At 70.7% G+C, this 26,718-nt stretch carries 21 protein-coding genes; 9 read left to right on the top strand and 12 right to left on the bottom strand.

Annotated elements, in window-relative coordinates:
• Window positions 1-8: 8 nt before the first annotated feature.
• Window positions 9-1,598, top strand: coding sequence for a methyl-accepting chemotaxis protein (locus tag RTL41_RS10150; protein ID WP_312163952.1), 1,590 nt, complete (start codon window positions 9-11; stop codon window positions 1,596-1,598).
• A gap of 15 nt (window positions 1,599-1,613) precedes the next feature.
• Here RTL41_RS10150 and RTL41_RS10145 read toward each other — a convergent pair whose 3' ends face one another.
• Together RTL41_RS10145 and RTL41_RS10140 are read right to left on the bottom strand one after the other, a co-directional pair.
• The gene (locus tag RTL41_RS10145) at window positions 1,614-2,867 is read right to left on the bottom strand and encodes a DUF445 domain-containing protein (protein WP_312163951.1); all 1,254 of its coding nucleotides are present in this window, start codon (window positions 2,865-2,867) and stop codon (window positions 1,614-1,616) included.
• A 6-nt stretch (window positions 2,868-2,873) separates the two neighbouring features.
• Window positions 2,874-3,527, bottom strand: coding sequence for a type II toxin-antitoxin system HicB family antitoxin (locus RTL41_RS10140; RefSeq protein ID WP_312163949.1), 654 nt, complete (start codon window positions 3,525-3,527; stop codon window positions 2,874-2,876).
• 121 nt (window positions 3,528-3,648) lie between these two features.
• Between RTL41_RS10140 and RTL41_RS10135 the strand changes: the two genes are divergently transcribed.
• Window positions 3,649-3,918, top strand: a complete 270-nt coding sequence (locus RTL41_RS10135) for a hypothetical protein (RefSeq protein ID WP_312163947.1) — start codon at window positions 3,649-3,651, stop codon at window positions 3,916-3,918.
• Window positions 3,919-4,055: 137 nt separating this feature from the next.
• Complete coding sequence (locus tag RTL41_RS10130; protein ID WP_312163945.1) at window positions 4,056-5,255, top strand: MFS transporter; 1,200 nt, start codon at window positions 4,056-4,058, stop codon at window positions 5,253-5,255.
• On the opposite strand, the gene RTL41_RS10125 is transcribed toward RTL41_RS10130, so the two are convergent.
• From RTL41_RS10125 to RTL41_RS10100, 6 genes are all read right to left on the bottom strand, one after another.
• Complete coding sequence (locus RTL41_RS10125; protein WP_312163943.1) at window positions 5,240-6,478, bottom strand: glycosyltransferase family 4 protein; 1,239 nt, start codon at window positions 6,476-6,478, stop codon at window positions 5,240-5,242. The genes RTL41_RS10130 and RTL41_RS10125 overlap by 16 nt on opposite strands.
• Window positions 6,475-8,358 (bottom strand): hypothetical protein, encoded by a 1,884-nt coding sequence (locus RTL41_RS10120; RefSeq protein WP_312163941.1) that lies wholly within the window; start codon window positions 8,356-8,358, stop codon window positions 6,475-6,477. The genes RTL41_RS10125 and RTL41_RS10120 overlap by 4 nt, the downstream gene beginning before the upstream one ends.
• Before the next feature lie 17 nt (window positions 8,359-8,375).
• Complete coding sequence (locus tag RTL41_RS10115) at window positions 8,376-9,131, bottom strand: ABC transporter ATP-binding protein (protein ID WP_312163939.1); 756 nt, start codon at window positions 9,129-9,131, stop codon at window positions 8,376-8,378.
• A complete protein-coding gene (locus RTL41_RS10110) occupies window positions 9,128-9,961 on the bottom strand; it encodes an ABC transporter permease (protein ID WP_312163938.1) in 834 nt (277 codons plus the stop codon). The genes RTL41_RS10115 and RTL41_RS10110 overlap by 4 nt, the downstream gene beginning before the upstream one ends.
• Before the next feature lie 142 nt (window positions 9,962-10,103).
• Window positions 10,104-10,829, bottom strand: coding sequence for a methyltransferase domain-containing protein (locus RTL41_RS10105; RefSeq protein WP_312163935.1), 726 nt, complete (start codon window positions 10,827-10,829; stop codon window positions 10,104-10,106).
• 10 nt (window positions 10,830-10,839) lie between these two features.
• A complete protein-coding gene (locus tag RTL41_RS10100; RefSeq protein ID WP_312163933.1) occupies window positions 10,840-11,877 on the bottom strand; it encodes a dehydrogenase in 1,038 nt (345 codons plus the stop codon).
• Window positions 11,878-12,084: 207 nt separating this feature from the next.
• Here RTL41_RS10100 and RTL41_RS10095 point away from each other — a divergent pair, with 207 nt between their 5' ends.
• Window positions 12,085-12,780: a hypothetical protein gene (locus RTL41_RS10095; RefSeq protein WP_312163931.1), complete on the top strand. Its 696-nt coding sequence runs from the start codon at window positions 12,085-12,087 to the stop codon at window positions 12,778-12,780.
• A 60-nt stretch (window positions 12,781-12,840) separates the two neighbouring features.
• Here the strand turns inward: RTL41_RS10095 and RTL41_RS10090 are convergent, their stop codons facing one another.
• Genes RTL41_RS10090 through RTL41_RS10080 form a run of 3 tightly spaced genes read right to left on the bottom strand, consistent with a single transcriptional unit; the run spans window position 12,841 to window position 18,221 of the window.
• On the bottom strand, window positions 12,841-13,983 hold the full coding sequence (locus tag RTL41_RS10090; protein ID WP_312163930.1) for a glycosyltransferase family 4 protein: 1,143 nt from the start codon (window positions 13,981-13,983) through the stop codon (window positions 12,841-12,843).
• Entirely contained in the window at window positions 13,980-17,177 is a 3,198-nt protein-coding gene (locus RTL41_RS10085) for a glycoside hydrolase family 99-like domain-containing protein (protein WP_312163928.1), read from the bottom strand. Before RTL41_RS10085 ends, RTL41_RS10090 begins: the two co-directional genes overlap by 4 nt.
• 24 nt (window positions 17,178-17,201) lie before the next feature.
• On the bottom strand, window positions 17,202-18,221 hold the full coding sequence (locus tag RTL41_RS10080; RefSeq protein ID WP_312163926.1) for a hypothetical protein: 1,020 nt from the start codon (window positions 18,219-18,221) through the stop codon (window positions 17,202-17,204).
• A 192-nt stretch (window positions 18,222-18,413) separates the two neighbouring features.
• On the opposite strand from RTL41_RS10080, the gene RTL41_RS10075 reads away from it, so the two are divergent.
• From RTL41_RS10075 to RTL41_RS10065, 3 genes are read left to right on the top strand one after another with little or no spacing between them, the layout of a single operon-like run.
• Entirely contained in the window at window positions 18,414-20,285 is a 1,872-nt protein-coding gene (locus tag RTL41_RS10075; protein WP_312163924.1) for a hypothetical protein, read from the top strand.
• The gene (locus RTL41_RS10070; RefSeq protein WP_312163923.1) at window positions 20,282-21,325 is read left to right on the top strand and encodes a hypothetical protein; all 1,044 of its coding nucleotides are present in this window, start codon (window positions 20,282-20,284) and stop codon (window positions 21,323-21,325) included. Before RTL41_RS10075 ends, RTL41_RS10070 begins: the two co-directional genes overlap by 4 nt.
• Before the next feature lie 55 nt (window positions 21,326-21,380).
• Window positions 21,381-22,613: a hypothetical protein gene (locus RTL41_RS10065; RefSeq protein WP_312163922.1), complete on the top strand. Its 1,233-nt coding sequence runs from the start codon at window positions 21,381-21,383 to the stop codon at window positions 22,611-22,613.
• Here RTL41_RS10065 and RTL41_RS10060 read toward each other — a convergent pair.
• On the bottom strand, window positions 22,595-23,362 hold the full coding sequence (locus tag RTL41_RS10060; protein WP_312163920.1) for a DUF6270 domain-containing protein: 768 nt from the start codon (window positions 23,360-23,362) through the stop codon (window positions 22,595-22,597). The two genes, RTL41_RS10065 and RTL41_RS10060, sit on opposite strands and share 19 nt — an antisense overlap.
• 210 nt (window positions 23,363-23,572) lie before the next feature.
• Here RTL41_RS10060 and RTL41_RS10055 point away from each other — a divergent pair, with 210 nt between their 5' ends.
• Together RTL41_RS10055 and RTL41_RS10050 are read left to right on the top strand one after the other, a co-directional pair.
• Window positions 23,573-25,300: a type I secretion system permease/ATPase gene (locus RTL41_RS10055; protein WP_312163917.1), complete on the top strand. Its 1,728-nt coding sequence runs from the start codon at window positions 23,573-23,575 to the stop codon at window positions 25,298-25,300.
• Window positions 25,297-26,670: an HlyD family type I secretion periplasmic adaptor subunit gene (locus RTL41_RS10050; RefSeq protein WP_312163914.1), complete on the top strand. Its 1,374-nt coding sequence runs from the start codon at window positions 25,297-25,299 to the stop codon at window positions 26,668-26,670. Before RTL41_RS10055 ends, RTL41_RS10050 begins: the two co-directional genes overlap by 4 nt.
• Window positions 26,671-26,718 lie beyond the last annotated feature (48 nt).

The following is a 26,718-nucleotide window of genomic DNA, read 5'->3' as shown; positions in this document are numbered from 1 at the left end:
GAGCCGCCATGTTTCAGAGCATCGACGAGCAGCGCAGGTTCGGAGACCGCATCCTGGTGGGCCTGTTGTGGGTCCTGGCCCTGGTGGTGGCCGGAGCGGCGGCCGCGGTCGGGGCGCCCTGGGCGGCGCTGGGCGCCGGCGCGGCCGGATTCGCCGCGGCCCTGACCCTGGTCTGGCGGACGGACCGCTCCGGTGCGGCGACGCGGCTGACGGCGGCGGCCGCCGCGCCCGGCTCGGTCTCGCTGCTGGTGGCCGCCCTGGCCGGCCAGCCCTGGCAGATCGACATGCACATGGCCTATTTCGCGGCGCTGGCGATCCTGATCGTCTATTGCGACTGGCGGGTGATCGCCCTGGCGACGGCGGTGGTGGCGGTCCATCACCTGACCTTGAGCTTCCTGTTGCCGGCGGCGGTCTTCCCCGGCGGCGGCGACCTGGGACGGGTGGCCGCCCATGCGGTCATCCTGGTCTGCGAGGCGGTGGTGCTGGGCTGGGCGGCCGTGAGCATCGAAGGCATGTTCGCCCGCTCGGCGGGGGCGCTCGCCCATGCCGAGACGGCGCGGCGGGAGGCCGAGGCGGCGACCGCCGCGGCCGAGCAGGCGCGCGCCGCGGAAGGACGCGCCGGCGCCGAGCGCCTGGCCCTGCAGCAGAGCCTGGAGGCCGAGGGCGCCGGCGTGGTCGCCGGCCTGGCCGAGGGCCTGGAGCGGCTGGCGGACGGGGACCTGGTCTATCGCATCACCCAGGCCTTCCCGGCCAAGTACGAAAAGCTGCGCGCCGACTTCAACGCGACGGGCGAGCGGCTGCTGCAGACCGTCTCGGGCATCGTCGCCGCCGCGGCGACGATCCGCCGGGGCGCGGGCGAGATCTCCGTGGCCGCGGCCGACCTGTCGCGCCGCACCGAACAGCAGGCCGCCAGCCTGGAGGAAGCCGCCGCGGCCCTGGGCGAGATCACCGCCACGGTGCGCAAGACCGCCGGCGGGGCGAGGGCGGCCTCCGAGGCCGTGATGGCGGCGCGCGGCGAGGCCCAGAAGAGCAGCGAGGTCGTCGCCGGGGCGGTGGCCGCCATGGACGACATCGAAAGCTCGGCCCAGGAAATCGGCCAGATCATCGGGGTGATCGACGAGATCGCCTTCCAGACCAACCTGCTGGCGCTGAACGCTGGGGTCGAGGCGGCCCGCGCGGGCGAGGCCGGCAAGGGCTTTGCGGTCGTCGCCTCCGAGGTGCGGGCGCTCGCCCAGCGCTCGGCCGACGCGGCCAAGGAGATCAAGGCCCTGATCAGCGCCTCGACCCAGCAGGTCGGGCAGGGCGTGCATCTGGTCGGCGAGACCGGCGAGGCGCTGCAGCGGATCGTCGGCCGCGTCGCCGAGATCGACGGCCTGATCGTCGAGATCGCCGCCAGCGCCCAGGATCAGGCCTCGGGCCTGGACGAGGTGAACGCCGCGGTGAACAGCATGGACCAGGTCACCCAGCAGAACGCGGCCATGGTCGAGCAATCGGCGGCGGCCAGCCGCAACCTCGCCTACGAGGCCGAGGAACTGGCCGGGTCCATGGCGCGCTTCCGCCTGGGCGAGGCGCCGCCCCGGGCCGCCCGCGCGGCCTGACGACCGCAGCCGGCGCTAGAGACCGAAGGCGCGGCTCGCCGAAAAGATCGCCAGGCCCACCAGGCCGCCGACAAGGGTGCCGTTGACGCGGATGTACTGCAGGTCCTTGCCGACCTGGAGCTCCAGCTTGTCGACCACGCCCTTGGTGTCCCAGCTCGCCACCACCTGGGCGACGAAGCCGCCGATCTCGTGGCGGCGCGGGGCGATGACCTGGCGGGCCAGGATGCGGGCCCATTCGTTGAGCCGGGCCTGGGCGGTCTCCTCGGTGTGCAGCCATTCGCCCAGGGCCAGCAGCATCTGCTCCAGCCGCTCGGCGAGGCCCGCCCCGTCGCCGTCGGCCAGGCGCTGCTCGATCTCGCGCCAGACCCCGGCCGCCTGCTCGCGCAGGGCCGGGTCGGCCAGCAGCCGGGCCTTGAGCTCCTCGCCCCGGGCGATCAGGTCGGGATCGTGGGCCAGGCGCTGGATGAAGCCCTCGATCCAGGCCTTCAGCTCCCGGCGCCAGGGGTGCTCGGGCTCGCGCATCTCGACCAGCAGCTCGCCAAGGCCGGTGGTGACCTTCTGGGCGATCATCTTGTCGATGAACCTGGGCATCCACTTCCAGGACTTGGCCTCGACCTTCTCCTGGATCGCCTGCTCGTTGGCCTCCAGATAGGCCGAGAGCTTGTCCAGGCCCCAGTCGAAGGCGGCCTGGGAACGGCCCTCGTTCCAGAAGGCGGCGAGCAGCTTCGATGCGGTCGGGGCGGCCGGGATCGCGCGGACGGCGGCGAGGGCGGCCGAGCCGGCGGTCTCGCGCAGCATGTCGCGCGGCAGCACCTTCAGGATGGTGGGAACCAGGCCCGAGAGCCGCCTGGCCAGCCGCCGCGCGTGGCGCGGCTGGCGCAGCCATTCGCCGCCCCAGCGGGCGACCTCGATCTGCCTGAGCCGGCTGTCGAGCACGTCGACGGTCAGGAAGTTGTCGGCGATGAAGCCGCCCAGCGCCTGGCCGATCCGCTCCTTGTTGCGCGGGATGATGCCGGTGTGCGGGATCGGCAGGCCGAGCGGGCGCCGGAAGATGGCGGTCACCGCGAACCAGTCGGCGCAGGCGCCGACCATCGCCGCCTCGGCGAAGGCGCGGACATAGGCCAGCCAGGGCCAGTGGTCGTCGGCCCGGCTGGCGGCCACGAAGACGACCGCCATCGCCACCAGCAGCCCGGTGGCGATGGCCTGCATGCGCTTGAGCTCGCGCAGCTTGACGGCGTCCCGCGACGCCGCGGTCGTAACCATGGACATGCCGGCTTAGGTCGCGGTCGCGTCGGCGGGCTGATCCTTGGCGGCCGGCTCGTCCTTGCGGGCCTCGGCCTCCTTGCGGCGCGCCATGGCCGCCGAGATGCTGTCGGCGGTCTTGCGGATGGTCTCGGTCACCTTGTTGTCGAACTCGGTGACGTTGCGGTTGAAGGTCGAGTTGGGACCCAGGCCCTCGGTGATCTTGCGGCCCAGCACCGACCACTCGTCCTGCAGCTTGCGGGCGATGGCGTCGAAGTCGGCCCCGGTCCCCGCGCCGATCTTCTCGCCCAGGGCCGTGCGGGCGGCCGAGGCGATGAAGCCCGAGCGGCTCATGCCGCGGGTCTCGGCCGCCTGGTCGATGCGCTTCAGAAGCCGCTCGCCGATCGAGATGTTCACCCGTACCGGCGTGTCCTCGACCGAGACGTCGACGATGAACGGCACGACGCCGGCGTCGACCTGCAGGGCTTCGAGGGGCGCGGGCCTGGGCCAGTCGAGGCCTTCGTCGGTCAGGCGTTGCAGCTCCTTCTGCACCGCTTCGCGGGCGCCGACGACCAGGGCGGCGATGTCGGCGCCGTCCACGCCAAGGCCGGGCAGGTCGGGAAAATGGGCGGTGTAGCCGCCGGCCGGGGCGCTGCGCGCCAGGGCGACGAAGACGAGGGTGGTCATGGGAGAAGCCTCCGTGAAGGGTCGAAGGATAGACGTTGTGTAGTTTTGCGCAATTTCAAGATGCGGCATCGTGGCCTTCCGGCTTGGCGGGGGGCGGCGGAATCATGCGATCAGTCGCGCCATGCCCAGCCCGCCCGGATTGCCTGAGTTCGACCTGCCGATGATCTTCGGCGACGCCATGGCGGGCCTCGGCTTCCAGTCGGGGGTCGCGCGGCTGGCCTTCGCCGCCAATGTCGCGGACGAGGCGGGGCAGGAGCAGAAGGTCAAGTCCGGCTACCTGATCCTGACGCCCAACTGCATGCTGGAGCTGCGCAGCCAGATCGACCAGATCCTGACCGAGCTGGAACGCCAGGGCGTGATCAGCTTCACGCCCGAGCGGCTGGACGGCTAGGCGCCGGTCGGCGGTCGGCGGCGGGATCGTCCAGGGGACGCCTGCTTTGCTGACCGAACGCGACGAGCGGCGATATAGTGGAGCCGCACAGCCCGATCGACCAGATCCTGAGCGGGCGCGCCGGGGAGAAGGCGGCCATGACGGGCTCGATCGCTAGACAGGCCAGTCCGGCCCTCATCGTCGCCATCTGCTTCGGCATCGCGGCGCTGGAAGGCTACGACATCCAGGCGTTCGGGGTGGCCGCGCCGCACATGGCCCCGGACCTCGACCTCGGGCCCGCCGAGCTCGGCTGGGCCGGGAGCGCGGCGATGATCGGCCTGGTGATCGGGGCGCTGTTCGGCGGCTGGGCCGCCGACCGCTACGGACGCCGTCCGGTGCTGCTGGGATCGGTGGCGCTGTTCGGGATGTTCTCGCTGGCCACGGCGCTGTCGTTGAACTTCGAGACCCTGACCCTGGCGCGGCTGGCCGCGGGCCTGGGCTTCGGCGGGGCGATGCCCAACCTGATCGCCATCGCCACCGAGATCAGCCCGCCCAACCGACGCGCCCTGACCACCACCAGCATGTTCTGCGGCCTGCCGGTGGGCGGCGCGCTGGTGGCGCTGGCCGCCCAGTTGGGCGAAGGCGGGGTCGACTGGCGGATGCTGTTCATGATCGGCGGGGCGCTGCCGCTGCTGCTGGCGCCGGCGGTGTATTTCCTGCTGCCCGAGACGCGGCCGGCGCAGGCGCAGGCGGCGCCGACCCGGATGCTGAGCGGGCTGTTCGCCGAGGGCAGGGCGCTCTCCACCGTCCTGATCTGGACGGTCTTCGCCCTCGACCTGCTGGTGACCTACCTGCTGCTCAACTGGCTGCCGCTGCTGGTCGTGGCCAAGGGGTTCACCGCGACCCAGGGCGCGGCGGCGGCGTTCTCGATGAACCTGATGGCGGTGGCCGGCGCCTTGGCGCTGGGCTGGGCTGCGGACCGGATCGGCTATCGCTGGCTGCTGGTCGCGGTGTTCGCGGGTCTGTCGGCGGCGCTCTACGCCCTGGCCTGGGCGCAGGGCATGGCGGTGATCCTGATCGCGTCGGGCGCGGCCGGGTTCACGGTGATCGGCGGGCTCTATGTGCTCTACGCCCTGGCCCCGGTCTATTATCCGCCGCAGTTCCGGGCGGCCGGCGCAGGCGCGTCGGTGGCCTGCGGACGGCTGGGCTCGATCCTGGGCCCGCTGATCGCCGGTAATCTCCGGGCCGCGGGCGCGGGGCCCGGCGAGGTGCTGAGCGCCCTGGCGCCGGCGGCGCTGGCGACCATGGCCGCGGTGTTCGTGCTGACCACCTTCGGGCGGCCCTACCGCGAGCCCTGAGCCCTTCGCGCAGCCCCTGCGGCCCCGAGGGCGGCGCGCTGGACGCCGTCGGGCAGGGTCGAGAACCAGGCCTGCGGCGACAGCCGCTCGGCCACGCGGCGCCTGCCGGCTTCGGACAGGCGGGCGACCAGTTCGCGGTCGCCGCGCAGCCGGCGCAGGGCGGCGGCGGCGGCGTCGACGTCCGGGTCGGCCCAGGACTGGCCGCGATAGATCCCCTGCGGGTCGTCGACGGCGATCGGCTGCGAGGGGATCACCAGGGCGCAGGTCTCGTCCATGAAGTCGACATTGCCCGACCAGCCGGTGCCGACGACCGGCGTGCCCAGGGCCATGGCCTCGGCCATGGTCAGGCCAAAGCCCTCGGCCCGGTGCAGCGAGACCAGCACGTCGGCCGAGGCGATCAGGCTTTTGACCTGGGCGTAGGGCCAGACCACGTCCAGCACCTCGACATTGGCCGGCGCCTGGGCGCGCAGCCTGGCCAGCAGGTCGGGGAAGGCCTGGCCGTTCTGGGTCTTGATGACGAGCCGCGCGGTCGGGTCGGCGGGAAACGCCTTGGCGAAGGCGGCGATCATGCCGTCCGGGTTCTTGCGCGCCGCCGAGGACTTGAAATCGAACAGGGTGACGGCGGTGAAGCGCTCGTCCCTGGGGGCCGGCGTGATCCCGCGATAGTCTTCCATGAACAGCGGGTGGGGCACGACGCGGACCGGGGCGGCGGCGGCGGCCAGGGCCTGGCCGGTGAAGGCGCTGGGAACCCAGACCTCGTCCAGGAAGCCGGCGTCCTTCAGCCACGACTTCGGCGCGCGGGGCAGCTCCCAGGCCCAGTAGCCGTAGCGCGGGCCGCGGACGTTCCTGGGGCCGAGGAAGGCCAGGGCGGCCAGCAGCTCGGGGGCGTTGACGTGGAAGATCCAGGGGCCCGGCGTGCGGGCGGCCTGCGAGGCGCCGATCCAGTCGAGCCTGGCCCCGGCGATGTCGACCTGCTCGACCGGCGCGCCGAGCGCCTCGAAGGCGCGGACGGCCAGCTTGGCCGAGGCGGCGATGCCGTAGGAGCCGCCGAAGTCGCCGACCACGCGGATCGGGCCGGAGGCGTCCTCGGCCGCGTGCGGCGCACGGGCCTGATGGCGCACATAGGCTTCCAGGGCCGGGCCGAGGATCGGCTGGGCCAGCCTGCGGACCGGTTCGGGGGTCAGGCTGCGCCAGGCGCCCCTGGCCTTGGACAGCAGACTCATGCGCTGGCGGACTCCCAGGAGACGCCCTGGGCCAGCAGGGCCACGGCGTCGGCGGCGACCAGGCCGGGCGCGGTGCGGAACACCAGCTTGCCGACCCTGGCCGGCGGATCGGCGGGGGCGCCGTCCGGCGTGCGGAAGCGGCCGGCCCCGGCGTCGAACACCAGCGCCTCGCCGCCGGCGGCGTCGGGCGTCCAGCGCTCGACCGCCAGCAGGGTGTTGATCGCGCCGGCGGCGGGCGCGCGGCCGGGCTCGACCGGCATGCGCCGCACCGACAGGCGGGCGGTCTCGAAGATCGGGTGGCTGTCGACGGCGGCGGGCAGGGCGGCGACGTCGACGCCGTACTCGGCCAGGCCGCCGCCGATCAGCCAGCGCAGATAGGCGAAGCGGCCCTTGAAGCTGGTCAGCGGGAACAGCCGCTGCAGGTCGCCGCGGCTCTCCCAGATCGACAGGAAGAGGCGCGGGAAGGGCATGCCGCGGGCCAGGTCCCGCACCGGGGCGTTGAAGCCCGAGCGCAGGGCGGTTCCGACCCACTGGGGCCAGGCGGCGCGGTGGGCCAGGCCGTAGGCGGCGAAGCGGAGCCTGGCCTCCGAGAGGTCGCCGGCGATCTGGCGGGCGGCGCGCAGCGGCAGCTCCGGCGCGGCGAACGCCTCGGGCGGGGCCAGGCGCGCGGAGAAGCGGCCCTCGATCGACTCGGGCCCCAGCAGCCAGGCCTTCAGGCCCATCTCGTCGGCGGCGAAGCGGTCGCGCAGGTCGCGGCGGGCGTTGGTCAGGGCGCCGATGGCCGGCGCCTCGGCCGCGCTGGAGAGCCAGCCGGAGAGTTCGGCGGATCCGGCGAGCCAGGGACCCGGCGGCGTCGGGCCGGCCGGTTCGCGGATCACGTCGCCGGGACGCACGGCGGCCCAGGCCTCGGCGGCCTTGGTCAGCCCGCCGCCGAAATTCTCGCCGGCCCGCGCGGCGGCCAGCATCCGGCGGCGGGTCTCGCGCGGGACCATCTCGCCGGAGGGGAAGGCGCGGTGGGCGTAGGGGATGGCCGAGGCCTCGACATGGCCGTTGCGCAGCAGGGCGGCGGCGTAGTCGGCCAGCAGGGCGGAAAGGTCGGAGCCCGGCGTCACCTTCACCCGGTCCTGGTGCTTGGAGAGCAGGTCCGGGCGGGCCGGGTCGAAGCCGGAGAAGTGGAAGAAGGCCAGCGGCTGGCCGTCGACGCTCCAGCCGTCCTTGGCGCGGGCGACCTGGCGGCCCTCGAGGTTCCAGTAGGCGAGGTTGAGCGTCGGGGTGCGCAGGATGGCGACGTCGCTGACTAGGCCGGGCGCCAGGTCCATCCACTTCTGGTCGGTGAACAGGCCGGCGGCGAAGTCGACGCGGCAGTCGAAGCGCAGCTTCTCGGCCCACCAGTCCAGCAGGTCGAAGATCTGCGGCTCGGCCCGCACGGCCATGAAGCCGAGGTTGTAGGCGCCCGACTGCAGGATGACGTGGTCGTTGGGGCTGGCCTCGCCGCGCAGGGGCCGGGTGGTGTGCGGGGTGAGCGCCAGCGGCGCGCGGGCCAGGCCCTCGCGCACGGCGTCCAGCGGCCGGTAGACCCAGATGTCGGGGTCGAGATAGGCGCCGGCCGTGACGCCCTCCTCGGCCAGCAGCGCCTTGAAGCACAGCGGCTTGACCGCGGTGTTCAGCTCCAGCGCGTCGTAATAGGCGCACATGGCGGCGAAGTCGGGCACGACGCTGGCGGCGTCGAGCGTGCGGACGCCCGGGTCCTTAAAGGCGATGGGGCCGTCGGTGGTGACGACGACGCGCCGGACGCCGGGCTCGACCGCGCCCAGGCTCTCCATCAGGCTGGCGGCCTGGGCGGCGTAGTTGCGCGAAACGATCGTGAAGATGAAGTCCAAGGTCGCTCCCCGGGGCGTCAGGCGGCGGCCAGCAGTTCGTCCAGCTTCTTGACGTCCATCACCGGCGAGGCGACCCCGCCCTCGATGCGCATCACCTTGTTGCAGTAGAGGCGGATCAGTTCGAGGTCGTGCGAGGCCAGCACCAGGATGCCGGCCCGCTCCATCAGCTCCAGGATCCGCTTGTGGGCGATCTTCTGGAAGTCGGCGTCGCCGACCGCGATCCATTCGTCCATCAGGATGACGTCGGCGTGGACGGCGGTGGCCACGGCGAAGGCCAGCCGCGCCTGCATGCCGGCCGAATAGGTCTTCAGCGGCATGGCCAGGAACGGGCCAAGGCCGGTGAACTCGCCGATCTCCTGCATCCGACCCTCGATCTCCCGGGCGGAGAGGCCGGCGATGCGGCCGCGCAGGCGGATGTTGTCGAGCCCGGTCGCCGAGGGGTCGATGCCGAGGTTGAGGTCCAGCATGGCAGCGATCTGGCCGTGAACGTCGATGGTGCCCTCGTCGGGCTCGTAGGCGCCGGCCAGGGCGCGCAGCAGGGTGGTCTTGCCCGAGCCGTTGTGGCCGATCAGGCCCAGGCGGTCGCCCGAGCGCAGTTCCAGATTGATGCCCGACAGGGCGGTGACCTCGGTGGCGCCCATGCCGGTGCGGCCGAGCTTTCCGCCCACGGTGATGCGCGCCAGGTGCTTCTTCAGCGACTTGGAATCGACCCCGTAGACGGGGAAGCGCAGGGTCAGGTCGCTGACCCGGATCGAAACCTCGGGACCCTTCATAGGTAGTGCACAATCCGTCGGCGAGTGAGGGCGAAAGCGGTGAAGGCCCCGGCCCAGCCAAGCACGGCCAGGACGGTCATGAAGAGGTAGGTGCGCGGTTCCACGGCATGGCCGAGCAGCGGCGCGCGAACGACCTCGAGCATATGATAGAACGGGTTCAGCACCAGCACCGCGTGATCGAGCAGCCGCCCGCCGGGCAGCCAGAACACCGGGGTCATGAACATCGCGAACTGGACGATCGAGCCCACGATCTGCGGGATGTCGCGGAACCGCGCCGAGGCGATGCCCGCGGCCAGGCTGATCCAGGCGATGTTGACCAGCAGCAGCAGCACGCCGACCGCGCCCATCAGCACGTCCGTCTGGCGCCAGTGGTCGTAGTAGACCAGCACCCCGACGATGATGATCAGGTGGTGCAGCAGGTTGATCACGTTGCGCATGACCGTCCGCCACACGAAGGTGAACATCGGCAGCGAGCTCTGGCTCAGGATGCCGGCGGCCTGCACGAAGGCGCCGCAGCCCTCGATGATCACGTTGGCGATCAGGCCCCAGAACACGATGCCGAGGGCGACATAGGGGATGAACTCGTTGACCGGGACCTTGAACAGGTTGGCGTAGAGGAAGCCGATCCCGGCCACCATCAGGCCCATGGACAGCGTGATCCAGAACGGTCCCAGGATCGATCCGCGATAGCGCGACACCACGTCGTGCTTGGCCAGCGACCAGGCCAGTCCGATCCGGTCGAACGAGGCGCGCAGGTCGGCGACCGCCATGCTGAACTCGTGCATGGCCCCGCGCCGACCGGTGCGAACCATGTGCTGTACGGATTGCATTCAGTCTCCCGACCAAGAGCGCGCCGGCGCACCCGCCGCACGTTGCTCGCGCCGGTGGGTAACAGGTCGCATTTTGCGGCGCAAGCATGGCGCCGGCCGCGGAATCCAAAGGAAAATCTGCTCCGGCGCGCCCCGCGGCGGCTTAGAGCGGGCTTTCGTCCTCAAACGGCGGAGCGCTGGTCTTCATGTGGGCGTGGTCGGCCCGGTACTGGTTGAAGTGGCGGCGCTCGGCGGGCGAGGGCTGGGCGGTCTCGCGCACGAGGCCGCCGGCCTCCAGTTCGGCCGCCGAACGCTTGCGCACGACGAACTCGATGCCGCATTCGCCGATCGGCGTCAGGGTCTGGTCGAAGCGGGGCAGGTCGTAGCGGAAGGTCGAGTTCAGCAGCGCCGCCTTCTCGACGTCGGCGGCCGGGCCGAGCTCGGAGAGGATCTCCAGCACGTTGATCGAGCGGTCGCTCCATGAGCGCGCCTTCAGCATGGTGAAGGTCCACTTGTGGTCGCGGTTGTGGGTCGAGGGGAAGACGCCCTGCTCGTAGAGGTCCTCGTCGGGCACGGTGACGATCAGGAAGCCGCCGGGCTTGATCGCGCCGAACCAGGCCTTCAGGCCCTGGCGCGGATCGACCAGGTGCTCCAGGCAGTGGCTGGAATGGACGAAGTCGAGGCTCTCGGGCGCCAGGCCTTCGAGATACTGCGCGTCGCCGTCCTCCCAGTCCCAGACCCGGACGGACTTCAGGCCCGGGAAGAACGGGACGTAGAGCGACAGCGGGTCGGGCTTGCCGCCGATGTCCAGCCCTTCGCCGACGAACCAGCGCCGGGTGAAGTTGGGGTCGGCCATCCGGCGAACGATGGATTTCGAAAGTTCTTTCAAGGCCTTGATCCTATCGTACGTCCCAGGATTCCGCCCCGGCGGCGGTGAAGCGGGCGGCCTGGGCCACGCCGCCGAAGGTTCCAAGCAGGCGTTTCAGCCCCTCGCGCCGGGTCGGATCGACGAGAAACATCATGAAGCCGCCGCCGCCGGCGCCCGAGACCTTGCCGCCGAACACGCCGAAGCCCTTGGCCGCCTCGTAGACCGCATCGATCATCGGCGAGGACATGTTGTGGGCGGTCTGTTTCTTCAGGCTCCAGCCGGAGTCCAGCAGCTCGCCGAACCGCGGCAGGTCGCCGGCCAGCAGGGCGTCGCGCATCTCGAAGGCGCTGGCCTTGATGGCGTGAAGGCTCTCGATCGACTTGGGGGCCTGGCTGCGCATGTTGGCCGTCTGCTCGTCGATGATCGCGGCGGATTCGCGGCTGACCCCGGTGAAATAGAGTACGAGGCTGGCCTCCAGCTCCTTCATCACCCGGTCGGGGACGGGGACGCCCTCGACCTCGACGCGGGCCTCGTCGAAGAAGCGCATCAGGTTGAGGCCGCCATAGGCCGCGGCGTACTGGTCCTGCGCGCCGCCGGCCAGGCCCAGTTCGCGCCGCTCGATGTCGAAGGCCAGGCTGGCGACCTGGTGGGGATTCATCGAGAGTCCCATGAACCTGCGCATGGCCTCCACCATCGCCACGACAAGAGCGGAGGAGGAGCCAAGGCCCGAGCCTGGCGGACAGTCGGCGTAGGAGACCAGGGTGAGCGGCAAGGCGCGGCCCCCGGCATGATCGGCCATGAAGCGGTTGTAGACGCCCTTGAGCAGGCGCAGCGGCTCGTCGGTGGGCAGCGGCGCGACGGCCCCCGCCTGCCAGGTCTGGTCGCGGTCGGCCGCCACCAGCCGGACCTGGTCGTCGTCGCGGGCCTGGACGGTGACGTGCGCGAAGAGGTCGATGGCCGCGTTCAGCACCACGCCGCCGTGCTCGTCGCAATAGGGCGAGACGTCCGTGCTGCCGCCGCCGAAACCGAGACGAAGGGGGGCGCGGGCGCGCACCAGTTCATGACGCATGATGGGCGCTCGGATCCCGACCTGACTGACTGCGATGTCTGGCGGGGTAGTCGCCGCGGGCCGGCTTGGCAACCTCGAACGGCGCCACAGAACCGCCCTTCGACTCGTCGCAATATCTTCACCGTGACCCTGGCGAGAGCGGGGATGGCTATCTATCTGGGCTTTGGGCCGCGTCAACCTCCCCCCAAGGGGGCTCGGAAGTCTCGCATGAAATCCACTCTGACAATCGCGGGTGTGGCCGCCTTTGCGCTTACCCTCGCAGCTTGCGATCAGCCCGCGCCGTGGGCGCGCGCCGCCGTCGCGCCCGAACCCATCAAGATCGCGCAGAACCAGCGCCCCCAGGTGGTGACCTGGAACGACGACGCGCAGCGCTTCGAGATCAACGGCGCGCCGCTGAAGGCCGGGCGGCTGTGGACCTTCGACGGCTCGACCGAGGGCTTCGTCGCCGCCGGCGGCGAGGTGCTGCCCGCCAGCCCGCTGGGCATGGACCTGCGCAACGCCGGGGTCGATCCCGTCCTGCGCTCGCCCAAGGGCCTGGCCCTGGACGGCAGCCGCTATTCGCTGGTGCTGGTGCGCCTGACGCGGACCCGCGCGGGCGCCGACTGGGACGGCTCGGTGTTCTATTCGACCGCCAATCACGGCGAGGCCGGCGAGTACCAGGCCAAGCCGCGGGACGGGGCCGACCCGGCGGTCAACGAGACCGTGGTGCTGGTCTACGACATGGCCAACCTGAAGAGGGGCGGCGACGACTGGACGACCTCGCTGATCGACCAGATCCGTCTCGACACCGACGACCAGGCCGGCGGCGGGTTCATGGTCCACCAGATCGCGGTGACGGAGAACCCCGGGGCCAACGCCCTGGCCATGGCCCCGGTCGGGCCGACCACGATCGCCTCGCGCTAGTATTGTTTCCTCCCCCATCAATGGGGAGGAAAAGAGGCGTTCGCCGGAGCGCTCGGAGGGTCAGGCGGCCTTGGCGGCGGCCAGTTCTTCCATCCGGGCGACGTAGCGCAGGCCGATGGCCCGGGCGCTGAAGCGGCTGCGGATGTGGCGCCGCGCCCGCTCGCCCAGGGCGCGGGTTTCGGCCGGATCGTCCAGCAGGCCGCCGATCAGCTCGACCGCGTGGTCGACGGACGGATCGGCCCAGACCTGGTCCTCGCCGAACAGATAGGCGTCCTTGGCCACCGGGATCAGCTTGCAGTCGACCAGCCGGCTGGTCTCCGGCGTCATGAAGTCGAGATTGCCGGAATAGTTGGTGGCCACCGCCGCGCGGCCCATCACCATCGCCTCGGCCGGCCCGCGCCCGAAGCCCTCGGAGCGGTGCAGCGAGACGAAGGCGTCGCAGCAGCGGACCAGGTTCTTGATCTCGTTGTCGCTGAGCTGGCGGGTGATCGCCTGGATCTGGCCGCCCATGGCGCGGATGCGCCGCTCCAGCTCCTTGCGGGCCGGATTGCCGTCGTCGCCGCCCTTGTACTTCACCACCGCATGCAGCGGCGCGTGCGGGCGCTGGGCGACCAGCTTCTCGAACGCCTCCAGCATGGCGAAGGGGTTCTTGCGCTCGGCGTAGGACGAGAAGTCGAAGAAGAACAGGCAGACGAAGGCGTTCTCCGGGATGCCGAAGTGCCGCCGGCCGAGGAACGACGACATGGTCAGCTCCACCGACAGCGGCATGTGCACGACCGGGCGCTTGGTCGCCGCGCTCACCGCCCCCTGGATGAACTGCGACGGCGCCCAGACCTCGTCGAAGCGGTCGAGGATCCTGGCCCAGGGCTTGGGATACTTCGCCAGCTCCCAGGCCGGATAGATGATGTTGTAGGCGCTCTCGAACGCCGGCCCCGAGCCCAGGTGCTCCAGCACGCCCATCGCCTGCTCCACCTCGTCGGCGTTGATGCAGAAGAGGTTGGCCTTGGGGCTGAGCCTGGGAACGACGTGGCCGGCGAACTCCCGCTCGAAGTCGGGGTCCTTGCCGCGGTCCATGCCGTAGATGTCGATGAGGCCGGGCGTGGCGCCGGCGGCGCGGAAGGCGCGGAAGGCCGAGCGCACATGCTCGGCCATGCCGATGGCCGAGAACGGGTGGCCGACGAGGACGAGATCGTCTGGGGTCATGACTTGTCCAGCAGGTCGACGTCGGCGGCGTTCTTCACCGCCTCCAGCCAGGCGTGGCCGTAGCGCTGGTCGGGCTCCAGGTGAGCGCCTTCGCCCCACTCGTTCCAGGCGTTGATGAAGACGATGCGCTCGTCGCCGAAGTTCTGGCGGCGGGTCTCCTCGAACATCGCCTCGGTCCAGGCCTGGAAGGCGCCGGGGCTGGCGTGCTGGTAGACCCAGCCGCTGTCCTGGCGGCGCGGGGTGTTGTCCCACGAGGGCATCACCCCCCGGAACCGCTTGTGGCCCAGCGGCTCGGCGGCCAGGTAGCCGCGCACCATCTGGCGATAGTCGTTCACGCGGCCCTCGAAGCGGGCGTTGTAGAGCGGGCCGGGCGGATGGATCAGCGCGCCGGCGCCGGCGGGCGGGAACTCGACCGAGGCGTCGAAGCCGATGCTGGCCGGATCGATCTTGCCGCCGGCCTTCTCGAAGCTCTCGACGAAGGCCAGGAAGATCTCGCCGACGCCCGCCTTGCGGCAATGGCTGCGCCAGGCGTCCGCCCAGACCCTGGCGTCCGGCAGCAGGCCGGGGCGGTAGATCAGCACCAGCGGCTTGCCGTTCACCCGGATGTAGTTGGGCTGGCGGAGGAACGGCTCCATCTCGGCGATCGACGCCTCGGCGTCGCCGCTCGCATAGGTCTGGGCCAGCAGCACGTCGCGCTCCTGGCCGTCCCAGGTGCGGGTCCAGTTCTCGTTGGCCCAGCAGAGGCAGAACGGGAAGTCGTCCTCCTTGCCGGCCAGCAGCGGCGCCAGCGGCGTCTCCAGGATCCGGCGCCCGCCGGTGAACCAGTAGAAGTAGTGGCAGAACCCGCCGATCCCATAGCGGCTGGCGAGCTCGGCCTGGCGGCGCATCGCCTCGGGATTGGACAGGTCATAGAAGCCGAGATCGGCCGGCACATGCGGCTGGTAGTGGCCGCGATAGTTGGGCAGGGCGCGGCTGACATTGGTCCACTCGGTGAAGCCCGGACCCCACCAGCGGTCGTTCTCGGCCACGGTGTGGAACTGCGGCAGGTGGAACGCGATCGTCCGTATGCGGTTGAGCGCTTCCAGCCGCTCGCCCCAGCGCTCGACGAACTTCTGCTGGTTGCGCACCGCCAGGCGATGCTTGTAGCCGCTGTCGATCGAATTGGCGGTCACGCTGAGGTGGTGGACGATCTGCGAGGTCGGCTCGTAGATGATCCGCAGGCCGCGCTCGCGCAGGCGGAAGCAGAGGTCGGCGTCCTCGCAATAGGCGGGCGCGAAGGTCAGGTCGAAGCCGCCCAGCTCGGCGAACACCTGGCGGCGGACCATCAGGCAGGCGCCCGAGGCGTAGTCCACCTCGCGCCGCACGTTCCAGCGCGGCAGGGCGGGGTCTTCGAACAGCCCGATCATCTCCGAGGCGCCGTCGACGCCGATGCGCGCGCCGGCCTCCTGCAGGCGGCCGTCCGGGAACAGCATCTTGGGCGCGCTGGCGCCGACGTCCTGCTCCTCGGCGAAGGGGCGCAGCAGGGCGGACAGCCAGCCCTTGCGCACCTGGACGTCGTTGTTGAGGAAGACCACGAACTCGCCCGTGGCGTCCTGGGCGGCGCGGTTGCAGGTGCGGATGAAGCCGAGGTTCTGCGGGTTCGAGATCAGCTTCAGGCCGGGAACCTTGGCCAGCACCCTGGCGGTGTCGTCGCTGGAGGCGTCGTCGATGACGATGACCTCGGCCTCGGCCAGGTCGCCGCCGGCCTTCAGCGCCGCCAGGCATTCCAGGGTGAAGGTCAGGTTGTTGTAGGCGGGGATGACGATCGAGACCTTCGGCGCCTTGGGCGCGTCGAACGCCAGGGCCGCGGCGGCCTTCTCGACGTCGCGGGCCTCGACCTTGATCAGGTCGAAGGGCTTGACCCGCACGTCGGCGAGGGCGCGCTCGCGGATGCGCTTTCGCGCCGCCTTCAGGTCGCGATAGGCCTGGTTGTCATAGGCGCCGGCGTCGCGGGCGCGGCCGGCCGCGCGCAACTGCTCGAACAGGCCCGCCTCGCCTTGCGGACGCGGGACGGTGGCGCCCGGCTCGGGCTTGGGCGCGCGGCTGAGCGCCCAGTGCTCCAGCGAGGAGATCGGCGTCTCGGCCGCCTGCGGGTTCTCCAGCAGGTAGGCGACCTCGTTGAAGTCGGCGGCCGGGGAGACGCCTTCGAAGGCCCCGGCGGTCAGGTAGTGGACCACCGGATGCACGCCCTCGGGCAGGTCGGCCTGCTGGTCGAGATAGAAGGCGGTGTCGAAGTGGATGCTGGGGTCGCGGCGTTCCTCGAAGCCGTAGGCCAGGAAGTGCGCCAGGGCGCTCGAACCCATCGGCGCGGCGTCGCGATAGCGGTCCATGTACCAGCCCGGATCGAACAGCGGGTGCGGGCTGCGGCCCTCGCTGGCGCCGCTGGTGGCGTAGTGCAGCAGGGGGGCGGCGTCCGTCTCGGCCACGTCCGGATTCATGGCCAGGTACCAGGCGCCGTTGAACAGCGGATGCGGCTCGTAGCCCTTGCGCCAGCCCTCGCGCAGATAGTGCGCCAGCGGGTTCTCGCCGCTGTCGGCGACCTCCTCGGCCTGGCCGACATAGTAGCGCACGTCGAACAGCGGGTGGGGATCGTAGCCCTCGGCGACACCCTTGTGCAGGAAGTGCTGCAGGGCGGTGAGGCCGGTGGCCGCGACCTTTACGGCGTGGCGGGCGCGATAGTCCTTCAGGTCGAACAGCGGGTGCGGGTCGCGCCCCTCCTTGTCGCCGGCGACCAGGTAGTGGGCCAGCGGCGCCCAGCGCGATCCCGCCAGGTCGTCGTTGCGCTCCAGGTACCAGGCCTGGTCGAACAGGGCCTTGGGATTGGCGCTGCCGTCGGGACCGGCGCGCACATAGTCGATCAGGCCGCGGGCCTTGCCGCCGTCACGTCCCAGGCCGCTGCGCAGGCTGAAGTCCCAGACGCCTGAGCGGGCGATCAGGGCGGCGCGGCCGGGCCACTTGGCCCGCGCCAGCATCAGGTCGATGCGCTGCTCGGTCGGGCCCTTGTCGGCGACGCCGACGCGGCGGGCGGCGGCCTTGCGGAAGCGGTTCCAGCGGTCTTCGGCCACGACCCGGTGGGCGCGGTGCAGGTCGCGCCGCTTGGCCAGCAGGGCTTCCGCCGCGACGTCGGGAACGGGTTTGGGAGTGTCTTTGGCCAAGGTCTGAAGTCTCGGGCGCGGTGATTAGCGGCCGGCCAGGGCCGAGTCGACCACGGCCTCGATCCGGGCGCGTTCCTGCCGCAGCTCGGCGAGCTCGCGCTGGAGGGTCCTGATCTGCTGCTCCTGCACCTCGCCTAGCTGGCGTTGGTAGAGAAGCTCGGCGCGGGTCGAATCAAGGGTGCTGGTCACGGGCGAGACCAATACGCCCATCTGCGACTTCATTTGGGCGATCTGGGCGGCGGCGCGCTCCAGGGGCGCGCGGTCGGGCGCCTGGCCGGCCGCGGCGGCGGTGAACCAGTCCAGCACCTCCTGCGCCATCGGGCCCGCCATCGGCACGTCGGCCAGCTCGCCCAGGCCGTCATTATGACGCAGGTCCTTGGTGAGGAAGGCGTCGATCTTCTGGGCCGAGCGCTCGGTCAGCCGCGGCAGGGGCGCGCCGAGCGCCGTCTCCATGCGCGCGACCTCCGTGCGCCAGTCGGCCAGCAGCCCGTCATAGGAGACGAAGGCGCGCGGCAGGTCGCGGCTGCCGGCCTCGGCGGCCAGCATGTAGAGCGTCCAGATCAGCACCGACTTCTCGACCGGGAAGGCGTCGCGGCGCGCCAGCGAGCCGGCCACCGCCAGCGGATGGCGCACCGGGATCACCACGCGGGCCCCGATCCCGGCCGCGTTCAGCACCGCGCGCCACAGCGGCAGCAGCACCGAGACGCGCGGGTCCTTGAGCAGCGGATGGATCGACTCGCCGAACTCGGCCTTGAACAGGTCGAGCGCGCGCGCGGTCCAGTCGGCTTCGGCCTCGGGCGCCAGCGGGGCGTAGGGCAGGTTGAAGGGGTCGTCCCAGGCGCTGCCGGCGGCGCGCAGGCGCTGGTCGTTGAACACCGAGATCTTCCAGGGTTCGAAGTAGCCCTTGGCGTTGTGCTCGTCGCCCGGCATGACGTTGTCGGGCAGTTCCGCGCCCGCCAGGGCCAGCAGTTGCGCGGTCGCCGAGGTGCCGGAACGGTGCATGCCCAGGACCAGATAGGCGGTCCGCTCGAAGGTCTGCTGCATGGTCGCCTTGTCTCGCCTTGGGCGTCTTCGCCGGTTGAGGAAACCTGCGATGGCGGCGCGGTTTCGAACCAGGGCCCCCGGCCCTAACGCTCCGCTGTATGGCCGCTTGGCCGTCGCTGCAAGGCCGACGCGGTTGATCGCCCGGCGCATCTGATGCAAACCCAGGCTTGGCGTCGCACGGAAAGATCGCACATGGCCGCCGCGGCCTCACCAGATCGCGCCCACCGTCTGCTGGTGGTGGCGATGGACTTCGACTTCTACCGCCAGGCCCATTCGGACCTCACCTATGCGGATGTCGATCCGGCGGGTCACTATGGACTCAGGGGCTGGCGCGAAGGCCGCGACCCGGCGCCCTGGTTCTCCACCGACGCCTATCTCGAACAGAACCCGGACGTGGCCGAGAGCGGGACCAACCCGTTCGCGCACTATCTGACCATCGGCTGGCGGCAGGGGCGCGAGATCGTTCCGTCAGCGCGGGCGGGGGACTACTACGCCCTGGTCCACGGGGTCGGCGGGACGCGGATCAGCGCCGACGAGCGCGCCGCGGCCGCGGAGTTCTTCGATCCGAAGTTCTACCTGGCCATGAACCCCGACGTGGCCGAGGCGGGCGGCGACCTGCTCGACCACTTCCTGCGGCTGGGCTGGCGCGAGGGGCGCGACCCCAGCTACGACTTTTCGACGGCGAGCTATCTCGAGCTCAACCCCGACGTCGCGGCCAGCGGCCGTCATCCGTTCATCCATTATGTGACGCAGGGCCGCCGTGAAGGCCGGACGACCAAGGCGGACAACGGTTTTCGGCAGGAGGTGCTGGCGAACCTGAAGCCGTTCGCGGCGCGGGTGGCCGACGCCCGGCGCTGGGCGCGCCCGGTGGAGCTCTCGTCCGCCGAGGCGCTGATCGAGACGATGCGCGCCTCTCCGCTCCAGGGCTTGCACCTGACCTTCAGCCAGGACGACTACAGCCGCTCGGTGGGAGGCTCGCAGCTCTGCGTGCAGCGCGAGTCGGCCGAGTTCGCCCGGCTGGGCCGCAACCACCTGCATGTCCATCCGGCCAACGGCTGGCCCACCGTGCGCAGCGGCGCGACCGAGACGCCGATGGGCGTGCTCTGGAACGGAAAGGCCGTCGGCGCCTTCGTCCGGGCCGCCATCGCCCAGGCGCTGAAGGCGGCGACGCCGGCGGGGCCCGGCAGTTTCGCGATCCACAACATGCTGGGCCATTCCAGCCGCGACGTGATCGACATCGTCCGCTCGGCCGGTCTCAACGCCGGCCATTTCTGGCTGCACGACATGGGCAGCCTCTGCGCCGGCATCCACCTGATGCGCAACGACGTGGAGAGCTGCGGGGCGCCGCCCCAGGGCAGCGCGGCCTGCGGGGTCTGCGTCTATGGCCCCGCCCGCGCCGCGCATGTGCGCGAGCACCAGCGGCTGTTCCAGCGGCTGGACCTGACCGTCGCCGCGCCCTCGCAGGTGGCGCTCGACGCCTGGCGCGCCGGCGGCGACCTGGAGGCGACGGGCGAGGTGGTCGCGCCGCTGGCGCGCCTCGTCCCGACCGGCGAGGCGCCGCGCCCGGCCTCCGAGCGTCCGTTCCGTTTCGCCTTTCCCGGCACGCCCTCGGTGCACAAGGGCTGGCCGATCTTCCGCCACCTGGCGGCGCGTTTCGCCGACGACGAGCGCTATGCGTTCATCCACCTGGCCAGCAAGCCGGCGGCCGGCGCCCTGGCGGCGCATCATCCGGTGACGGTCACCGCCGCCGAACCGCTGGCCATGCGCCAGGCGATGATCGACCTGGAGATCGACGCGGCGATGATCTGGTCGCTCTGCATCGAGACCTTTTCGTTCGCCGCCTACGAGGCCGCCGCCGCCGGCGCCGCGGTGGTGACCGGACCCGATAGCGGCAATGTCGCGGTCTTCGCCCGCGAGCATGGGCTGCTGCTGGACGACGAGCGCGCTCTGGAAGCGCTGTTCGAGAGCGGCGAGATCCTGAAACTGGCGCGGGCGCGGCGGGGGGCGGCGCTCTACGACCTCGCCTTCAGCAAGCTCACCGCCGAACTGGTGGAGGCGACGTGAGGGTCACCTGTTTCTCGAGCTTCACCTTCGCCTATCTCGACCGGGCGCGCGTGCTGTTCGCCAGCCTGCGCCGCTTCCATCCGGATTGGGATCTCGTCGCCCTGATCACCGACGTTCCGCCGCCGGGCTTCCAACTGCGGGTGGAGGACGAGCCGTTCGACAGGGTGGTCTATGCGCAGGACCTGGCGATCCCCGACTTCGAGGCCTGGCTGTTCAAGCACGACGTGGTCGAGGTCTGCACCGCCGTGAAGGGGCCGTTCCTGCACCAGGCCTGCGGTTCCGGCGCCGATGCGGTGGTCTATCTCGATCCCGACACCGCGCTCTTCGAGAGCCTGGGGCCGGTGCTGGCGCGACTGCAGGACAGCGACATCCTGCTGACCCCGCACCTGCTCGACCCGAACACCGATCGTCAGGCGATCCTGGACAACGACCTGTCGGCCTCGCGCACGGGCATCTTCAACCTGGGTTTCGTGGCGATCCGCACCCGCGGCGAGGGGGCGCGTTTCGCCCGGTGGTGGAACGACCGCCTTCTCGAGTTCTGCTACGACGACATTCCCGCCGGCCTGTTCGTGGACCAGAAGTGGTGCGACCATGCGCCGGCGCTGTTCGACAAGGTCGGCGTGGTCCGCGACCCGGGCTGCAACGTCGCCAGTTGGAACATCAGCCAGCGGACGGTCGCGATCGGCCGCGACGGGGCCATCACCGTCAACGGCGCGCCGCTGCGATTCTGGCACTTCACCAAGCTGGGGCCGACGGGCGATGCGATGACCCGGCGCTATGCCGGCGACAACCACGCGGTCTTCGAGATCTGGCGCTGGTACAAGGAGCAGGTCGACGCCGCGCGCGATCCGATCATCCCGGACCGTTACTGGGCCTATGGCGTCTTTGGCGACGGAACGCCGATCGACAAGGCCCATCGCCTGATCTGGCGCGACCGCGCCGACCTGCGCGAGCGCTTCCCCGATCCCTTCGACGTGACCGATGGCGGCTACCTCGCCTGGCTGCGCGACGAAGGGCTGGCGGCGCGCCCGGCGGCTTGACAGCCGCGCCGGCCGGACCGACACGAAGCCGAGAACCAAGGAGGGCCGGGCCATCATGGCGGCCGATATCGGGGCCGATGCGGCGCCCGAAGACACCCAGACGACCGGCGTGCTGATCGACAAGGTCGAGGCTCTCGCCCGGCTGTGCGCCACGCTGCATGGCGCCAGCCAGCGCGCCTCCGCCGAGAACGGCCTCAACCGGACCCGGCTTGGCGCGGCGCTGAGCGACGCGCTGCTGGCCCGCGAGGCGCTGGAGGCCGAGGCCCGGAGCATCGCCCTGACCGGATACCAGGCGGCCGCGCGTCCGTTCGCGCGCCCGCGCCGCTACAACCGCATCGCCCGGCGGCTGGACGGCGCGCTGGAACGGCTCGGCTCGATCGGCCAGGCGCTCGTCATCGCCCGGTCCGGTCTCTGGGCCTCCCAGGCCGGCGAGGGACGCCGCCTGCGCGCCATCGCGGCCTATGCCCGCCGCGGCGGCGACCTGGCCCTGCAGCCGCCCGCCTTGTTCGACCAGGCCTGGTACCTGCGGCGGCGGAGCGACCTGGCCGGGACGCGGGTCAGCCCGCTAGCGCACTATCTGCTGCATGGCGCCGCCGAGGGGATCGATCCGCATCCGCTGTTCGACGGCGAGTTCTATCGGGCGCGGAACGCCGCGCAACTGGCCGAGACCGGCCTTTCGCCGCTCGAGCATTTCGTGCGCATCGGGGCGGGCGAGGGGCGCGATCCCCACCCGCTGTTCGATGTCGGATACTATGTGCGCCAGGCGCCGGACCTGATTTCCAGCGGCGAAAACCCGATCCTGCACTACGAGCGCGAGGGCGCGGCACGGGGACTGAGCCCGCATCCGCTGTTCGCCGCCGATTACTACGCCGCCCAGGTCGCGCAGGCGGGCCTCGATGACGCGCCCTCGCTGGCTCATTACCTGACCGCCGGCGCGGCTTCAGGGCTGAAGCCGCACCCGCTGTTCGATCCGGGCTGGTATCGCGGCCAGTATCCGGACGTTGCGGCCGGCGGCGAGCCGCTCGTGCATTTCCTGCTGGTCGGCGGCGCGGAGGGGCGCAGTCCCAGCGCCTGGTTCGACACGCCCCGATACCTGGCCCTGCGGGTCGAGGGACTGGCCCCGGGGCGCAATCCCCTGGTGGACTATCTCCAGGGCGGCGCCTGGCGGATCAGCGAGCCGTGGCTGGGCCGGCCGGAGATCGGGTTCCTCGACGCGGCGGCCGACTGCGCCGGCCGTCCGTTGACGCCGCTGGAGCGGTGGGCCCGCGCTCAGACGCCGAGCGCCTGAAGCTGGCGCCAGATGTCGCGGTAATAGTCCTCGACGTAGTGGAAGGGGCTGAGTCCCCAGCGGTGACGGCTGTCGGCCAGATGAAGATCGGCCGGCGCCGAGATGCGCACCGCCTGCGGCAGCGCCGCCGCGAAGGCGTTCTGATGCTGGGCCAGGACGGTGTTGTAGTCGGCGATCGACGCCGGCTTTCCGGTGAATATCTCGACCACGTCGAACGGCCGCCGCACGCAGGCCTCGTCCAGGTATTGCGTGGCCCACTTCGTTTCGTGAAGGATCAGGGCCGCCTCGGCCAGCGGCGTCATCCGCAGCAGGGCGGCCATCTGGTCCAGTCCCTGGCGCCAGATCAGGTCGCTGGCGGGACTGGTGCGCGGGATGTCGCGCGCGCCCTCGAAGGCCGGCTGGCCGAGGTAGCCGCTGACGTCCAGTTCCCAACTGTGGGTGACGATGGTGCCTTGCACCGCAAGCAGGTCCAGGCGCTCGTCGACGAAGTCGAAGATGATATGGGTGGGGCGATGCTCCACAAGCGCCGCCAGCGCGCTCTTATGTAGATCGGCGACCATGGAGCGATGTGGGAAGACTGCGAGCGCAGGCGGCAGGTCTTCGCTGATCTCCACGCCCTTGAGCGGCGGCGCAAACAGGCTCGGCAGGCTGGTGCGTGAAATATAGAGCAGGTCGTCCGTCGGCGCTTCGCCCACGATCGGCCACACATCGCGGGTAATGCAACTCCCGATTACGGCGACCCTGGACAATCCCTACTCCTCGCGTCTCGGGCGACGACCGCTGCAATTCAAACACGCATGGCGAGAATCCACGCAGCAGCGTGCGCCATTGACATCCTTAAGAGGCCCGATCATGTGTCGCGCGTTTTTGGCGCAATCCGCCTTGGACTTCGAGCACCTATTTCGGCCATGGTCACTCCGGCCATCGGCGGCGACCATCCACGGAACGGCGCGGCGCGCATGAAGATTTTCAATCCGTTCGCGGATATGCCTGACAATCCGCTCACCCGGGCGATCAAGGAAGGCTACAAGCCGCTGGCCTATGCCGGCGGGTTCAGTCTGGTTTCGAACCTGCTGTACCTGGCCCTGCCGATCTTCACCTTCCAGATCTACGGCCGCGTGCTGTCCAGCTACAGCGTCCCCACGCTGCTGGTCCTCACCTTCATGGTGATGCTGGCCTTCCTGGTCTCGGGCCTGATCGACGATTACCGCGCCAAGGTCCTGATCAACTACGGCGTCATCATGGATCAACGGGTGTCGGGCCGGGTGTTCTCGGCGCTGTTCGACAGCGTGATCCGCGGCAATCCGGCGGCGCGCTCCCAGGCCCTGCGCGACCTGGACACCTTCCGCCAGATGCTGACCGGGCCGGCGTTCAGCACCATGTTCGACCTTCCCTGGATGCCGGTGTTCATGGTCGTGCTGCTGATCATCGACCCGCTCATCGGCATGGTGACCATCGCCGGCGCCGTGCTGCTGTTCGTCATCACCCTGATCCAGGACCGCGCCACGCGGCCGGCGCTGAAGGAGGCCAACGACGCGGCCCTGCGCAGCTACGCCTTCACCGACGCCGCGCTTCGCAACGGCGAGGTCGTGCGCGCCATGGGCATGGTCGAGCCCCTGGGTTCGCGCTGGGCCGGCTTCCGCTCGATCACCATGGAGCGCAGCGCCGCGGCCAGCGAGCGGGCCAGCGTGCTGAGCAACGTCAGCAAGTTCACCCGCCAGGCGATCCAGGTGCTGATCATCGCCATCGGCGCCTACCTCGTGGTCAAGGGCAAGATCCACTCGGGCCTGCTGTTCGCCAACATGATCCTGGCCGCCCGCGCGCTGCAGCCGATCGAGCGGCTGGTCGGCTCCTGGGACGCGCTGACCAACGGCTACCGCGCCTATCAGCGGCTCAATTCGCTGTTCGCCGACTACAAGCCGACCAAGGCCGCCACGACCCTGCCCAAGCCGCTGGGCCAACTGTCCGTCGAGGGCGTCAACTTCGCGCCGCAAGGCGCCACGCGCTTCGTGCTGCAGGGCGTCAACTTCAAGATCGAGCCGGGCGAGATGCTGGGCATCATCGGGCCGTCGGGGGCCGGCAAGTCCTCCCTGGCCCGCCTGATGGTCGGGATCTGGCAGCCCAACAGCGGCAACGTCCGCCTCGACGGCGCCGACGTGTTCTCCTGGGACCGTTCGGAGTTCGGCCGTCACGTCGGTTACCTGCCGCAGGACACCGAGCTGTTCTCGGGCAGCATCCGCGACAACATCGCCCGCTTCCGCGCCGACGTGGACGACGAGCAGGTGGTCCGCGCCGCCCAGGTGGCCGGAGTGCACCAACTGATCCTGCGCCTGCCCAGCGGCTACGACACCGATCTGGGCGAATCCGGCCACGTGCTGTCGGCCGGCCAGCGCCAGCGGGTGGGCCTGGCCCGCGCGCTGCTGGGCACGCCGCGCCTGATCGTGCTGGACGAGCCGAACGCCGCGCTGGACGCCGAAGGCGAGGAGGCGCTGGTCAACGCGCTCGACGCGCTGAAGGCCGGCGGCTCGACGATCGTGATCGTCTCCCACAAGCCGAGCGTGTTCCGTTCGGCCGACAAGATGCTGATGCTGCGCGACGGCCGGATGGAGATGTTCGGGCCGCGTGACCAGGTCATGGCGCGGGTCGTCCAGCCCGCTACTCCCCGCGCGATCGAGGCCGGCCGATGAAGATGGATTTCAACGCGCCCAAGCCCTACGTCACGCCGTCTTTCGACGACAAGGACCTGGTTCCGCTCGACCCGGCGCTGGCCCAGCGCATGCGCCGGCCGATCGTGGCTGGGGCGACCGTGGTCGGGGTGTTCGTCGTCGGCCTGACGCTGTTCTCGGCCGTGGCCCGGATCGACAGCGCCGTGGTGGCGCCCGGCATGGTCCGGGTCGAGGACAACCGCAAGACGATCCGGCATCGCGAAGGCGGCACGGTGAAGGCCATCCTGGTCAGGGAAGGCCAGCATGTGCGCCAGAATCAGGTGCTGCTGACCTTCGACGAGGTCCAGCCGCGGGCCAGCACCGACGTGCTGCAGAACCAGCAGGACACCTTCACCGCCCAATTGGCGCGCTTCCAGGCCGAGGCGACCGACCAGAAGGTGCTGGTGATTCCGCCGGACCTCACGGCGCGGGCCGCCAGCGATCCCAGGGTCGCGGGAATCATCCGTGACCAGGAGTTCCTCTTCACCTCGCGCCGGCAGTTCTTCGAGACCCAGGGCGCGGTGCTCGCCCAGAAGCTGCAGCAGCTCGAGACCCAGATCGGCGGGGTCCAGGCCCAGGTCGACGCGGTCAAGGAATCGGACCGGCTGACCCGCGAGGAGCTGGCCGGCTACCAGACCCTCTACGAGAAGGGCTATGCGCCCAAGACGCTGATCCTGCGCTACCAGCGCACCCTGGCCGACCTGGCCGGCCGGCGGGGATCGCTGATCGCCGAGATCACCCGGCTGCGCGAGCAGATCGGCGAGACCCGCCTGCAGATCACCACGCTCAAGGAGCAGCGGATCACCCAGGCGGCCGAAGGCCTGCGCCAGATGCAGACCGGCCTCTCCGAGGTCACGCCCAAGCTGGCGGCGGCGCGGCAGATGCTGGACGCCGCGACGGTCCGCTCGCCGGCCGACGGCTATGTGCTGGACCTGACCCAGTTCACCATCGGCGGCGTGGTCGCGCCGGGCGAGCGGCTGCTGAGCGTGGTTCCGGCCAATGCGCCGATGATCGTCACCGCCCGAATCAAGCCGCAGGACATCGACGTCGTGAAGCCCGGAATGAGCGCCCGCGTGCGGCTTTCGGCGTTCAATTCGCGCCGGACGCCGCCGGTCAACGCCTCGGTCCTGACCGTCTCGGCCGACCAGCTCATCGACGAAAAGACCGGCGAGGGCTACTTCCGCGCCGACCTGAAGATCCCGCCCCAGGAGCTGGTCAAGCTGCCCAAGGGCGACAAGCTAAGCCCTGGCATGCCCGCGGAAACCATGATCGTGACAGGAAATCGCTCGATCCTGTCCTACGTCGTGAGCCCGCTCACCGACACCATCCGCGACGCCCTTCGCGAGGACTGACCGGTTAACGATTGATGACCGGGAAACGCAGTCGCGAAGGGGATTTGC

Source organism: Phenylobacterium sp., from assembly GCF_031984885.1.
Taxonomy (GTDB): Bacteria; Pseudomonadota; Alphaproteobacteria; order Caulobacterales; family Caulobacteraceae; genus Phenylobacterium.
This window is presented reverse-complemented; position numbering and strand designations above follow the sequence as displayed.

Coding starts and splice junctions, on each gene's coding strand:
- RTL41_RS10090 (WP_312163930.1), bottom strand. CDS start 13,983: ATGACCCCAGACGATCTCGTCCTCGTCGGCCACCCGTTCTCGGCCATC.
- RTL41_RS10135 (WP_312163947.1), top strand. CDS start 3,649: ATGCCCAGCCCGCCCGGATTGCCTGAGTTCGACCTGCCGATGATCTTC.
- RTL41_RS10125 (WP_312163943.1), bottom strand. CDS start 6,478: ATGAGTCTGCTGTCCAAGGCCAGGGGCGCCTGGCGCAGCCTGACCCCC.
- RTL41_RS10095 (WP_312163931.1), top strand. CDS start 12,085: ATGAAATCCACTCTGACAATCGCGGGTGTGGCCGCCTTTGCGCTTACC.
- RTL41_RS10075 (WP_312163924.1), top strand. CDS start 18,414: ATGGCCGCCGCGGCCTCACCAGATCGCGCCCACCGTCTGCTGGTGGTG.
- RTL41_RS10150 (WP_312163952.1), top strand. CDS start 9: ATGTTTCAGAGCATCGACGAGCAGCGCAGGTTCGGAGACCGCATCCTG.
- RTL41_RS10130 (WP_312163945.1), top strand. CDS start 4,056: ATGACGGGCTCGATCGCTAGACAGGCCAGTCCGGCCCTCATCGTCGCC.
- RTL41_RS10110 (WP_312163938.1), bottom strand. CDS start 9,961: ATGCAATCCGTACAGCACATGGTTCGCACCGGTCGGCGCGGGGCCATG.
- RTL41_RS10050 (WP_312163914.1), top strand. CDS start 25,297: ATGAAGATGGATTTCAACGCGCCCAAGCCCTACGTCACGCCGTCTTTC.
- RTL41_RS10115 (WP_312163939.1), bottom strand. CDS start 9,131: ATGAAGGGTCCCGAGGTTTCGATCCGGGTCAGCGACCTGACCCTGCGC.
- RTL41_RS10100 (WP_312163933.1), bottom strand. CDS start 11,877: ATGCGTCATGAACTGGTGCGCGCCCGCGCCCCCCTTCGTCTCGGTTTC.
- RTL41_RS10080 (WP_312163926.1), bottom strand. CDS start 18,221: ATGCAGCAGACCTTCGAGCGGACCGCCTATCTGGTCCTGGGCATGCAC.
- RTL41_RS10065 (WP_312163922.1), top strand. CDS start 21,381: ATGGCGGCCGATATCGGGGCCGATGCGGCGCCCGAAGACACCCAGACG.
- RTL41_RS10145 (WP_312163951.1), bottom strand. CDS start 2,867: ATGTCCATGGTTACGACCGCGGCGTCGCGGGACGCCGTCAAGCTGCGC.
- RTL41_RS10055 (WP_312163917.1), top strand. CDS start 23,573: ATGAAGATTTTCAATCCGTTCGCGGATATGCCTGACAATCCGCTCACC.
- RTL41_RS10140 (WP_312163949.1), bottom strand. CDS start 3,527: ATGACCACCCTCGTCTTCGTCGCCCTGGCGCGCAGCGCCCCGGCCGGC.